Source organism: Actibacterium sp. MT2.3-13A (genome assembly GCF_018139985.1).
Taxonomy (GTDB): domain Bacteria; phylum Pseudomonadota; class Alphaproteobacteria; order Rhodobacterales; family Rhodobacteraceae; genus JAGSOU01.
Genome location: NZ_JAGSOU010000010.1, coordinates 15551 through 27505 on the forward strand (window position 1 = coordinate 15551; position 11955 = coordinate 27505).

The 11955-nt window shown below is 69.7% G+C and carries 10 protein-coding genes; 7 read left to right on the forward strand and 3 right to left on the reverse strand.

Annotation, left to right across the window (positions count from 1 at the left end; all coding sequences use genetic code 11):
* Positions 1 to 57 precede the first annotated feature (57 nt).
* Positions 58 to 1512 carry a hypothetical protein gene (locus KCI33_RS10420; RefSeq protein WP_212524729.1) on the reverse strand — a complete coding sequence of 485 codons (1455 nt, stop codon included), beginning with the start codon at positions 1510 to 1512 and terminating at the stop codon, positions 58 to 60.
* 185 nt (positions 1513 to 1697) lie between these two features.
* On the opposite strand from KCI33_RS10420, the gene KCI33_RS10425 reads away from it, so the two are divergent.
* The 5 genes from KCI33_RS10425 to KCI33_RS10445 all read left to right on the forward strand — a co-directional run bounded on the left by KCI33_RS10425 (position 1698) and on the right by KCI33_RS10445 (position 6769).
* Entirely contained in the window at positions 1698 to 2513 is an 816-nt protein-coding gene (locus KCI33_RS10425) for a class II glutamine amidotransferase (protein ID WP_212524730.1), read from the forward strand.
* 35 nt (positions 2514 to 2548) lie between these two features.
* Positions 2549 to 3016 carry a Mut7-C RNAse domain-containing protein gene (locus tag KCI33_RS10430; RefSeq protein WP_212524731.1) on the forward strand — a complete coding sequence of 156 codons (468 nt, stop codon included), beginning with the start codon at positions 2549 to 2551 and terminating at the stop codon, positions 3014 to 3016.
* Positions 3017 to 3109: 93 nt separating this feature from the next.
* A complete protein-coding gene (locus KCI33_RS10435) occupies positions 3110 to 3967 on the forward strand; it encodes a helix-hairpin-helix domain-containing protein (RefSeq protein WP_212524732.1) in 858 nt (285 codons plus the stop codon).
* A complete protein-coding gene (locus KCI33_RS10440) occupies positions 3960 to 5636 on the forward strand; it encodes a DNA topoisomerase VI subunit B (RefSeq protein ID WP_212524733.1) in 1677 nt (558 codons plus the stop codon). Before KCI33_RS10435 ends, KCI33_RS10440 begins: the two co-directional genes overlap by 8 nt.
* Positions 5633 to 6769 carry a DNA topoisomerase IV subunit A gene (locus KCI33_RS10445; protein ID WP_212524734.1) on the forward strand — a complete coding sequence of 379 codons (1137 nt, stop codon included), beginning with the start codon at positions 5633 to 5635 and terminating at the stop codon, positions 6767 to 6769. The genes KCI33_RS10440 and KCI33_RS10445 overlap by 4 nt, the downstream gene beginning before the upstream one ends.
* Here the strand turns inward: KCI33_RS10445 and KCI33_RS10450 are convergent.
* Positions 6766 to 7797 carry an MBL fold metallo-hydrolase gene (locus tag KCI33_RS10450; RefSeq protein WP_212524735.1) on the reverse strand — a complete coding sequence of 344 codons (1032 nt, stop codon included), beginning with the start codon at positions 7795 to 7797 and terminating at the stop codon, positions 6766 to 6768. The two genes, KCI33_RS10445 and KCI33_RS10450, sit on opposite strands and share 4 nt — an antisense overlap.
* A gap of 268 nt (positions 7798 to 8065) precedes the next feature.
* Between KCI33_RS10450 and KCI33_RS10455 the strand changes: the two genes are divergently transcribed.
* The gene (locus KCI33_RS10455) at positions 8066 to 9634 is read left to right on the forward strand and encodes an inorganic phosphate transporter (protein WP_249139018.1); all 1569 of its coding nucleotides are present in this window, start codon (positions 8066 to 8068) and stop codon (positions 9632 to 9634) included.
* 52 nt (positions 9635 to 9686) lie between these two features.
* Positions 9687 to 11381 (forward strand): Na/Pi cotransporter family protein, encoded by a 1695-nt coding sequence (locus KCI33_RS10460; protein WP_212524736.1) that lies wholly within the window; start codon positions 9687 to 9689, stop codon positions 11379 to 11381.
* A gap of 79 nt (positions 11382 to 11460) precedes the next feature.
* On the opposite strand, the gene KCI33_RS10465 is transcribed toward KCI33_RS10460, so the two are convergent.
* Positions 11461 to 11766: a hypothetical protein gene (locus tag KCI33_RS10465; protein ID WP_212524737.1), complete on the reverse strand. Its 306-nt coding sequence runs from the start codon at positions 11764 to 11766 to the stop codon at positions 11461 to 11463.
* Positions 11767 to 11955 lie beyond the last annotated feature (189 nt).

Below are 11955 nucleotides of genomic sequence, written 5' to 3' on the forward strand. Positions count from 1 at the left end.
CGACCGGGACGCTGGCATTTACTACGCCCGCCGCATGATCGCAACGGTTTTTGCCGCTCAGGGGCGGGTCATGAGGCGATCGACCACGGTTTCGGCCTGTGCGCTGGCGGCCGCCGTGCTGTCGGCGATCGAGATGAAATGCAGCCCGCGGCCCTGTTCGAAGCCGGCGGGCGTCATGAAGACCACGCCGCGATCCGCGCCGGGCGCCCACAGCAGGTCGCGCAGCAGATCCAGCCCCGCCTCGACGGAGCGGCGCGGCAGCTCCAGATCGGCCAGATGCGCGACGACATAGGAGGGCGGTTCGCCACCCGGGAACAGCCGGTTCATCAGGGTCATCGGGATGGAGACGCCGCCCCAGCGGCCGTTGCATTCCAGCCAGTGCAGCGCCGGCGCGGCGAGATCCGCGCCGGACAGCACCGCGTCGAAACTGCAGCGCCCGAAATAGCCGAGATCCTGTAACACCTGCCCCAGCATCGCCCCCTCGTGGCAGAACCGGGCGATCCAGCCCGCATCGCCCTCGGCGGGGACGGCCCCGGCAAAGCGCCCCTCCGGCCCGGCGAGGCGCTGGTGGAATACGCCCTCGATCACCGGCCGCCCGTCGCCGGGATGCGGGATCCAGAGCTGGAGCGACGGGCTTGTCAGCACGTTCTCCTGCCAGACCTGCACCAGCATCGGAAAGCTGGGCGGGGCGCCGGTGATGGCCAGGCGCTCAAGCAGGTGGCGATGCAGCGCGCGGGGCGACATCCCCGCGACATCCGCCGAGAAGACCGGGAAATTCCCCGCTGAGCCGGCGCTGTCGGGGAGCTTGAGGACGAGCCGCCGGCAGCCGCGGGCGATCTCGTGCACCCGGGCGGTCAGCGCCGCGGCGCTGTGGGCCACGACCTCGCGCGGGGCGGCGCCCGCCCCGAAAAGCGCGCGCACGATCCGCGTGAAGGCCGCCTTGTCGTTGGCCAGCGCCGACAGCGACGGCAGCGGTCCGGCGACGCGCACCGGCGCGCCGGTCTCCGCGCCCAGCCGCCGCGCCAGCGCCCAGATTGCGCCCGTCGAAAGATGCGGCACGAGGGTCGCTCCGCCCGCGCCTTCGACGAAGGCGCGCATCGCGGCGAAGGCCGCTTCGTCCTTCAGGCAGCGGATCTGGGCGGGCAGGTATCGTCCGCCGGGCGCCGGGGCGACCGGCAGATAGCGGCGCCGTCCCAGCCCGAGGCGTCCCTCGGCATAGGTCTCGAATGCCGTGTTCCGCCGCCCGCCGATCACGACCATGTCGCCGTCGCCGGCCAGCATCGCGAGCCGGTATTCGAAGACGCCTGCGCCGCGCCGCGCCAGCAGCGGGATCTCGCCGGGATCGCCCAGGAACACGAAGGGTCCCGGCGCCAGGCCCGGCCGCGTGTGCGGGCCGAAGAAGAGCCTGTCGCGCGCCAGGCGCCGCTCGGGCAGGACCGCCCGCGCGACGGCGGCACAGCGTGCGCGCTCGTCCGGGCCCAGCACGGCGGTATGGCGGGGCACGACCGGCATGCGATCCTGCCCACCGCCTCCGGCCCTCCGCTGTGGCGTCTTGCGATTGCGCACTCTGCCGTCCCGCGATGCGTGATACGATACGGTTTCAGCCTAGCAGGGGCCCGTCAATAGGCCTTGATGCACGTCAAGGACCACCTTCGGAGGCGGGGCCATTCTGGGGCGGATAGCGACAGGAGTCTCTCATGTGTCGGCTTTACGCTTTCAAGGCCAACGAACCGACCCGCGTCGAATGCAGCCTCGTGCACGCGCAGAACGCGCTGATGGCGCAGAGCGCGGGCGATGCCGAGGGGCTGGTGCATGGACACGGCTGGGGCGTGGCCGATTACGCCGACGGCGTGCCCCTGGTCGAGAAACAGACCTGGGCGGCCTTTCACGGCGAGCATTTCGCCAAGGCCGCAGCGCGGGTCTACGCGCATACGGTGGTGGCGCATGTGCGCCGGGCCACGGTCGGCGACCAGAGGATCGAGAACACCCATCCGTTCCACCACGGCCGCTGGATCTTTGCCCATAATGGCACGGTGCCGAACTTCCTCAAGGTCCGCGACCTGATGATGCCGGAGATCGACCCGCTGCTGCGCAACGACATCAAGGGCACCACCGACAGCGAGCATGTGTTCTACTACATCCTGTCGCTGCACCTGCGGCAGCCGCAAGTGCCGATGATGGACATCGTCGAGCAGGCAATCGTCCGGATCGTCCACTGGTCCGCGCAGGTCGACCGCGAGAGGGCGGTGGGGCTGAACATCGTGCTGACCGATGGCGACACGCTGGTTGGCAGCCGCTTCGGCCGCACGCTCTGGCATCTGGAGCGCGAGCTGGTGTTCAAATGCCCGATCTGCGGGCGGTCGCATGTGCATCACGAGGTCGGATCCGACTACCGCGCGGTGGAGGTCGCCTCCGAACCGCTGACCCAGGAGAACTGGCACGAGGTGCCCGACCGCGTGGTCTACAGTGTGGACGAGGATTACTATCTGCTGACCCGGCATGTGGCGTTCTGAATGGGCGCGGCATGACCGCGGGGAGGTGCGGCGCGATGAGGTTTCTGTGCGACGCAATGCTCGGCCGGTTGGCGCGCTGGCTGCGGGCGGCGGGGCACGACACGCGGCTTGCCGGCGACGCCGAGGACGACCGGCAGTTGCTGGCCACCGCCGCCGCGGAGGAGCGCATCGTGTTGACGCGCGACCGCGGATTGGCGGCGCGCCGCGCCGGGCGGGGCCGGGTCTTCCTGCTGCACGGCGACGCGATCGGAGCGCAGGCGCGCGAGCTGCGGCGCGACCTCGGCCTCGACTGGCTGCACGATCCGTTCAGCCGCTGCGTGGTGGACAACGCGCCGCTGCGGGCCGCGCGCCCCGAGGAGGCCGCGGGCCTGCCGCCCGGGCCGCGCGAGACCGGCGGGCCGGTCGCCCGCTGCCCGGTCTGCGGGCGGCTCTACTGGGTGGGCGACCATCACCGGCGGATGCGGCGGCGGCTGGAGGGCTGGCAGGAGGGGGCGGCGCCGTGAGCGACCCCGCGTCCGCCCGCCAGCGCAAGACTGTGGAAATGGCGCGCGTCCGGGGGCACACTCGGCCCCGGGCGCCGTCGCCGGAAGGGAGGGATGATGCAAAGCCTGCTGTCGCGTGACCAGATCGCCGACCGCCTGCTGGAGGCGGCCGAACTGCTGGAGGGGCAGGGGGCGGACCGCTTCCGGGTCCGCGCCTACCGCATGGCCGCGGAGACCGTCCGCGCTCTCGGCGAGCCCCCCGAGGACATCCTGGAGCGCGCGGGGCTGGACGGGCTGATCGCGCTGCCCAACATCGGCCTGCGGCTGGCCCGCGCCATCGACGAGATGGTGGCGACCGGGCGCTGGGCGCAGCTCGAACGGCTGCGCGGCGAGTCCGAGCCGGAAAACCTGTTCCAGGCGGTCCCCGGCGTCGGCCCCGAGACCGCGCGCGCCATCCACGACACGCTGAATATCGACACGCTGGAGGCGCTGGAGATCGCCGCCCATGACGGGCGGCTGGAGACGGTGCCGGGCATCGGCCCCCGCCGCGCCGCCGCGATCCGGGCCGCGCTCGGCGCCATGCTGGCGCGCCGACGCCGGCGCGGCGACGACGATCACGAGGAACCCGCGGTGGGTCTGCTGCTGGAGGTGGACGCGCTTTACCGCCAGCGCGCGCAGGCGGGCAGCCTGCAGCGCATCGCGCCGCGCCGGTTCAACCCCTCGGGCGAGGCGTGGCTGCCGGTGATGCATGTGGACCGCGACGGCTGGTCCTTCACCGCGCTCTTTTCCAACACCGCGCTCGCGCATGATCTCGGCCGCACCGACGACTGGGTGGTGATCTATTTCGGCCACCCCGGCGGCCCCGAGCATCAGCGCACCGTGGTCACCGAGACCCGCGGCCCGCTGGAGGGCAGGCGCATCGTCCGCGGCCGCGAGACCGAGTGCAAGCGCCATTATTTCGCCGATGCCTAGCTCCGCCGCCCCCGCCGCTTCGCCCGCCGTCACCGCCTTCGACATGGCGGCGCGCCAGCGCGAGATCTCGATCTCCGAATTCTTCCTCAAGAACCGCCATCTGCTGGGCTTCGACACGCCGGCCAAGGCGCTGGTCACGGCGGTGAAGGAGGCCGTGGACAACGCCATCGACGCCTGCGAGGAGGCCGGCATCCTGCCCGAGATCCGCGTGGAGCTCAGCCGCCGCGGCCGGATCTACACCGTCGCGGTCGAGGACAACGGCCCGGGCATCGTCGAGGCGCAGATCGGCCGCATCTTCGGCAAGCTGCTCTACGGCTCGAAATTCCACAAGCTCAGCCAGTCGCGCGGTCAGCAGGGCATGGGGATCTCGGCGGCGGGCATGTATGGCCAGCTGACCACCGGCGCGCCGCTGCACATCCTCAGCCGCATCGCGGGCGAGGCGAAGGCGACCGAGCTTTACGTCGCCATCGACACCCGGAAGAACCGCCCCGACGTGCACCGCAAGAAGCGCCTCAAGTGGGATCGCCCGCACGGCACCCGCGTCGAGATCGAGCTGGAGGGCCACTACCAGTCCGGGCCGCATTCGATCGACGCCTATCTGCGCCAGACCGCCATCGCCAATCCGCATGTCTCGATCGTCTTCGAGGGGATGGAGGGGCACCGGCTGGCCTTCCCGCGCAGCATCGACACGCTGCCGCCCCGCCCGAGGGAGATCAAGCCGCACCCCTACGGGCTGGAGCTGGGCCGGCTGATCCAGATGCTCAGCGCGACCGAGGCGCGTTCGCTCGCGCGCTTTCTGGTGCAGGAATTCTCAAGCGTGGGCGACAAGACCGCCGCGCGGATCATCGCCGCGGCGGGCCGGCGGGTCTCCGCGCGCTCCTATCCCAGGCACATCGCCCACGCCCAGGCGGTCGCGCTGCACCGGGCCATCGAGAAAACCCCGATCGCCGCGCCCCGGACCGACTGCATCGTGCCCATCGGCGAGGCGCAACTGCTGAAGGGGTTGCAGGGCGAGGTGCCGGCGGATTTCTACGCCGTCACCACGCGGCCCGCCGCCACCTATCGCGGCAACCCGTTCCAGGTGGAGGTGGCGCTGGCTTATGGCCGGCCGGGCGAGGCGCATGTGGAGGTCGACGACAGCGGTCACATGCACAGGACGCGGGCGCGCGGGACCGGCGAGGACCTGCTGGGCGAGCGCGACGCGCCGGTCTACCTGCTGCGCTACGCCAACCGGGTGCCGCTGCTTTATCAGCAGTCGAGCTGCGCCATCGCCAAGGCGGTGATCCACACCAACTGGCGCGGCTACGGGCTGCGCCAGCCCAAGGGCGGGCTGCCGGTCGGGCCGATGGCGGTTCTGGTCCATGTCGCCTCGGTCTGGGTGCCCTATACCTCGGAGGCCAAGGAGGCGATCGAGCCCACCCCGGAAATTTTCCGCGAGATCGTTCTGGGCCTTCAGCAATGCGGGCGCGACCTGGCGCAATACCTGCACCGCAAGGCGCAGCTGAAGCGCGAATACGAGCGCCGCGCCTATATCGAGCGCTATCTGCCGCATATCGGCGGCGCCTTGCAGGAGATCCTGTCGCTGAGCGACGACGAGCGCGACCGCGCGATGCAACGGCTCGACGATGTGATGCACGAAAGCCGGATGAAACGGGGGGCCGCGACATGAGCGACAAGCCCGACGGGGCCGCGCCCCGCGCGCTGGACGAAAAGACCATCGCCCTGATCCGCGAGGTCGCGGCCGGGATCCGCGCCAGCATCGAGGCTGGGCGGCTGCCCTCCATCAGGCTGCCGGTGCGCAGCCTGCGCAACGTCAGCTACGACGCCGCGAAGGGCTATTTCGAACTTGGCGCGGCGCGCAAGACGCGCACCCTGACGGTGAACACCGCCCGCTCCTTCGCGCAGACCCTGCGGCTGATGGCGACGTCGCAGAGCATGGTCGAGAACGACGATTTCGCCACCAAGCGCGAGGCCTATTACATCTCAAAGAACTGGGGCGATTGCCGGTTCGACAAGCAGGCCGAGTCCGACGCCATCATGGACGATATCGAGGCGCTGGCCTCGATGCATGGCCTCTCGCGCGAACAGCTGAGATTCTACCCCGAGGCGCATGGCGGCGCGGTCGCGGGCGCGCTGAGCGTGATCGACCGCAACCCCGCCACCGGCGAGACGATCGAGATCGACTGCGCCCGTCTGGGCAGCGGCGCCTATGCCATCCCGCGCTCGGTCGAGGGGCTGGAGTTCCGCACCGGGGCCCGCTTCATCCTGGCGATCGAGACCGGCGGCATGTTCCAGCGCCTCAACAACCACCGCTTCTGGGACAGCGCCAACTGCATCCTGGTCGAGATGGGCGGCGTGCCCACCCGATCGACGCGGCGCTTCATCCGGCGCCTGGCGGACAACGCGGACCTGCCGGTCTATTGCTTCGTGGATTGCGACCCCTACGGCTTCACCAATATCTACCGCACGCTCAAGGTCGGATCGGGCAATGCCGCACATATCAACCGCTTCTTCTGCGTGCCGCAGGCGCGGTTCCTGGGGGTGACGCCGCAGGACATCCTCGATTTCGGGCTGGAGGATGCCACCCACCCGCTGTCGAAGACCGATATCAAGCGCGCCCGCGACGCGCTGAAGAACGACCCCTTCATCCGGTCGAACCCCGCATGGGTCGCAGCCATCGAGCAGCTGCTCGGGATGGGGGTGCGCGCCGAACAGCAGGCGCTGGCGAAGTGGGGGCTGAACTATGTGATCGAGGATTACCTGCCGCGCAAGCTTGCCGCCACCGGCGGCTTCCTGCCCTAGGCGCCGGCGCTCGGGGTCTCCTGCCCTGCGAAGGCGCGGGCGAACTGGGCCAGGATCTGATCCTCCACCCCCGCGTAGCGCGGCGAGATATGCATGGGTTCGGCCCGGCGCGCGCCGGCGCGGCGGGCCAGCCGCCCGGCCTGGCCGGCGGTCAGGTGGCCGCGCTCCAGCGCCAGCGCGTCCTCGCCGGCGGCGAAGGTGGTCTCGATGAACAGCAGGTCGGCATCCCGGGCCAGCGCGACGATCCGGCGCTGGTTCTCCTGCGTGTGCCGGGCGTCGGTGACATAGGCGATCTTCTGCCCCGGCTCGAAGCGCAGGCACTCGCGCCTGAGCAGGCCGAGGGGGAGGTTGCGCTCAGCGACGCCCCCTGGGGTCTTCCACGCCGCGCGGATGATCCGGTCGTCCGGGTCGCCGCGCAGGGCCGCGGCCTTCAGCTCGTTCAGCCAGGGGCCGGTGCCCAGCCCGAGCGCGTCCAGCCGGTTCTTCCACAGGTTCACATGGCTGCGCTCCTGCAGGGCGTAGGCGATGGACGGGATGCCGTGATCGAGGCTGGCCCGGCGCACGGTCAGGGCTTCCTCCGCATGCACGATGTCGCCGTCGAGGGGGAAGGTGCTTTCGCCGCTGGCACGGAAACGGTCCGCCAGCCGGAACTCGGCGCGCCGCGAGGTGCCATCCTCGGCGGTCTCGGTGACGATGAAGGTCAGGTTGCCGGGCACGCGGTGGGCGAGGTTCCAGCTATAGGCGGCGAGCTTGTGGCCAATCGCGGCGATCAGCCCCTCGGGGCCAAAGAGCCGCACCCGCCGCGCCCGCCCGATCAGCACGCGCAGCAGGTGATCGAACCCGATCAGGTGGTCCACATGCATATGCGAGACGAAGACATCGGTGATGCGCAGGATCTTTTTCACCGGCAGCGCGGTGATGTCGCCGAGATCGAACAGGATCGCGCGTTTCGAAAACCGGAATGCCACATAGACGACCGGATCGCCGGAGGGGCCGTTCGCCAGAAAGGGGTGGTATTGCGGCGTCATGCCTGTCCTGTTCCGTTGCGCGGTTTCGCCCGAACGCGCCGGGCGCGGCCCCGCGCCACTGCCGTCGCGCGTGTCCATCCGACTTGCGGGGCCGTCGCCTGGGATACTACCAGTTCCGTGGCCGCGGGCCATCCTCCCGGTGCCCCGGCCGGCGCGGGCCACCCCCCGCAACCTGTTGACGACTTGATCTGAATCATTGCCGCTGCCAGACACCCGGCAAACTAATGCCGCTGTAAGTAGCGACCGGCAGTGTGGGGAGGGTGAGGCATTGCTGCAAACCGACAAGGTGGAATCCGCCGTCCGGATCAATCGCGCGGAACTGTTCCGCTTCGGCACGGCGCTGATCTTCATGGCGGCGGTCATGTTGTTCACCATCGTCCGGGCCGAGGGCGGGCACGACAGCGTGCTGCTGGTCATCGCCGCCATGATCGGCGGTTACATGGCGATGAACATCGGCGCCAACGACGTGGCCAACAATGTCGGCCCGGCGGTCGGCTCGCAGGCGATCACCCTGACCGGCGCCATCGCCATCGCCGCCTTTTTCGAGGCGGGTGGCGCCATCGTGGCCGGCGGCGATGTGGTGGGCACCATCAAGAAGGGGATCATCGACCCCGCGATGGTGGCCGACCGCGACACCTTCGTCTGGGTGATGATGGCGGCGCTGCTGGCCGCGGCGGTGTGGCTGAATTTCGCCACCGCCGTGGGCGCGCCGGTCTCGACCACCCATTCCATCGTCGGTGGCGTGCTGGGGGCGGGGATCGCCGCCAGCGGCTGGTCGATCGCGGATTGGGGGCAGGTGGGCCAGATCGCGGCGAGCTGGGTGATCTCGCCGGTCATGGGCGGGCTGATCGCGGCCGGCTTCCTCTATCTGATCAAGCGCACGATCACCTACCGCTCGGACATTCTGGGCGCGGCGCGGCGGATGGTGCCCATCCTCGTCGCGCTGATGGCCTGGGCCTTTGCCACATACCTGATGCTGAAGGGCGTCACGCAGATCTGGAAGGTCTCCTTCGGCATGGCCACGCTGATCGGGCTGGGGGCGGGGCTGGCCACCTACGCGCTGCTGCGCCCTCGCATCCTGCGCCGGACCGAAGGGCTGGCCAACCACAAGGACAGCGTGAACGAGCTGTTCACCGTGCCCCTGATCTTCGCCGCCGCGCTGCTGAGCTTCGCGCATGGCGCCAATGACGTGGCCAACGCGGTCGGGCCGCTGGCGGGCATCAACGAGGCGATCGTGGGCGGCGCGGTGGCGGCCAAGGCGGCGATCCCGGTCTGGGTGATGCTGGTGGGCGCGCTGGGCATTTCGCTGGGGCTGGCGCTGTTCGGGCCCAAGCTGATCCGCACCGTCGGCAGCGAGATCACCGAACTCGACAAGATGCGCGCCTTCTGCATCGCCATGGCGGCCGCGATCACGGTGATCATCGCCTCGCAGCTGGGCCTGCCGGTCAGTTCCACCCATATCGCGGTGGGCGGCGTGTTCGGCGTCGGCTTCCTGCGCGAATACATCAAATCGAGCTATGCGCGGATGCTGGACGAGATCCGCGAGCATCACGTCGACGAGCACCCGGAGGCGGTCGAGGCATTTCTGTCGAAATTCGAGGCCGCCGACGTCACCACCAAGGGCGAGATGCTGCGCGAGCTGAAGCGCGCCTCGGCGGCCGGCAAGCGGCTGCTGGCCAAGAGCGAGCGCAAGGGCCTGCGGCAGGTGCACCGGATCGAGCTGGTCAAGCGCGCGCTGATCCTGCGCATCGTCGCGGCCTGGCTGATCACCGTGCCGCTGGCCGCGACGCTGGCCGCGATGTTCTTTTTCACCATCCGTGGCATGATGATGCCATGAGCAATGATCGCAGTCTGATCGCAACGGGACGCCTGAGCCGCGCGGGCAGGCCATGATCGGCATCGACGAGTTGGCCCTCGCGACCGGGCTTGTCGGCGGGCTGGCGCTGTTCCTGTTCGGCATGGACATCCTGGCCCAGGCGCTCAAGCAGGTCGCCGGCGACTATCTCAAGGCGCTGCTGGCGCGGATGACCCGCAACCGCTTTCTCGGCCTGACGGCCGGGGCGCTCGTGACGGCTGTCATCCAGTCCTCGTCGGTGACCACGGTGCTGCTGGTGGGCTTCATCTCGGCCGGGCTGATGAGCATGTCTCAGAGCGTGGCGATGATCCTCGGCGCCAATATCGGCACCACGGTCACGGCGCAGATCCTGGCCTTCAAGGTCACCGCGCTGGCGCTGCCGATCCTGTCGGCGGGCTTCTTCGTCTCCTTCCTGGCGACCCGCGCGGATTTCCGGGAATACGGGCGGATCGCGCTGGGCATGGGGCTGGTGTTCTTCGGCATGTCGATCATGAGCGACGCCGTTTCGCCGCTGCGGAGCTACCCGCCCTTTCTCGACGTGATGGCGTCGCTGGAAAGCCCGGCGATGGCGGCGCTGGTGGGGGCCGGGTTCACCGCGATCGTCCAGTCCTCCTCGGCCACGACGGGCATCCTGATCGTCATGGCGGGGCAGGGGCTGGTCGGGCTGGAGCCGGCGATCGCGCTGGCGCTGGGAGCCAATATCGGCACCTGCGTGACCGCCCTGCTGGCCGCCATCGGCAAGCCGCGCGAGGCGGTGCGCGCGGCGCTGGTGCACACGCTGTTCAACGTGGTGGGCGTGGTCATCTGGATCGGCTTCACCGATCAGCTGGCCGGGCTGGCGCGGGCGATCTCGCCGGTTCGGCCCGATCTTGACGGCGTTGCGCGCAGCCTGGCCGAGGTGCCGCGCCAGATCGCCAACGCGCACACCTTCTTCAACGTCGTCAACGCCCTGGTCTTCATCGGCTTCACGCCGCAGATCACCCGGCTGGTGGAGCGTCTGGTGCCGATGCGCCCGCCGAAGATCGAGCCGCGCTACGCGCCGCGCCATCTCGATCCGCAGCTTCTGGGGGTGCCGGCGATCGCGCTCGATGCCGCGCGGCTGGAGATCCTGCGCCTCGGCGCGCTGGTGCGCGAGATGTACGCCGCCGCCTTCCCGACCCTGCTGACCGGCAGCCCGCTACAGATCGACAGGCTGCGGGTGATGGACCGGCCCGTCGATCTGCTGCACCGCGAGATCCTCGGCTATCTGCGCCAGATCAGCCTGGGCGACCTGACGTCCGAGCAGTCCGAACTGCTGATGGCCTATATGAAGATCGCCAACGACCTGGAGCATATCGGCGACCAGATCGCCATCGGCATGGTCACCTCGGCGCGCAAGCGGATCGACGAGAACGTGGTGATCAGCCCGGCCACGCTGGGCGTGCTACGCCACCTGCACGACGAGGTGCACAAGGCGCTCATGGGCAGCCTGCAGGCGCTGGAGGAGGGCGATCTCGACCGCGCGGCGGCGGTGCGCGCCATGAAGGAGGAGGTCACACAGCGAATCGAGGAGGTCTCGCGTCACCAGATGCAGCGGCTGCGCACCCAGGAGCCGCGGCGGCTGCCCACCTATGCCCGCGAGATCGAGCTGACCGAGGCGCTGGACGACATCTTCCGCACGATCCGCCGCATTTCCCGGACCCAGCTGATGGCGGGCGCCGGAAAGCGGCGCGCGCCCCAGGATGCCTGAGATCGAACGCGCCTGTATCGGCCGTGCCGTTGCCGGTGCTCAGCCCGCGGCGATCGTGCCCGGGCCGAGGCCGCCGGCCTCAGCGCGAAAAACAGGTGGAGCGCTGGCCGAAGCCGCTGGCCGAGCAGATGTAGCTGCCGTTGCCGTGGCGGCTGTCCAGGCTGCGGGCCAGCAGGCGCTGGCGCGCGACATCGGCGCTGGGCTGCTTGACCGGGTTGAGCCAGAGCGCCACGGAATCCGCCGTCGCGCGGCTGGCGCTGGCGGCCTCAGCCGCCGGCGTGTCGCTGTTCGCGCAGCCGGGCAGCGGCAGGAGGGAGATGCCAAGGAAAAGGGCGGCCAGGCCGGCGGCGGCGGGGCGGCGGGCTGAAAACTTATGGGTGTTCACTGCTTGATCCTCACACTGCTAATTCCAGGTTCCCGCAGGGACAGACCGGAAAAGCGGCAACTTTGCGGGAGTAATCGCTGCCTGAGTGTGCCCGTTGATCGTGGCTTATTTGGGTTCTGCCTCATACGAAATGTGGCAAAAGCGCGTCGTCCGCTTCTGCCACATCGGTTTTCTTAAAAGGCCGGCGCC

Coding starts and splice junctions, on each gene's coding strand:
- KCI33_RS10460 (WP_212524736.1), top strand. CDS start 9,687: ATGATCGGCATCGACGAGTTGGCCCTCGCGACCGGGCTTGTCGGCGGG.
- KCI33_RS10430 (WP_212524731.1), top strand. CDS start 2,549: ATGAGGTTTCTGTGCGACGCAATGCTCGGCCGGTTGGCGCGCTGGCTG.
- KCI33_RS10435 (WP_212524732.1), top strand. CDS start 3,110: ATGATGCAAAGCCTGCTGTCGCGTGACCAGATCGCCGACCGCCTGCTG.
- KCI33_RS10445 (WP_212524734.1), top strand. CDS start 5,633: ATGAGCGACAAGCCCGACGGGGCCGCGCCCCGCGCGCTGGACGAAAAG.
- KCI33_RS10450 (WP_212524735.1), bottom strand. CDS start 7,797: ATGACGCCGCAATACCACCCCTTTCTGGCGAACGGCCCCTCCGGCGAT.
- KCI33_RS10425 (WP_212524730.1), top strand. CDS start 1,698: ATGTGTCGGCTTTACGCTTTCAAGGCCAACGAACCGACCCGCGTCGAA.
- KCI33_RS10420 (WP_212524729.1), bottom strand. CDS start 1,512: ATGCCGGTCGTGCCCCGCCATACCGCCGTGCTGGGCCCGGACGAGCGC.
- KCI33_RS10440 (WP_212524733.1), top strand. CDS start 3,960: ATGCCTAGCTCCGCCGCCCCCGCCGCTTCGCCCGCCGTCACCGCCTTC.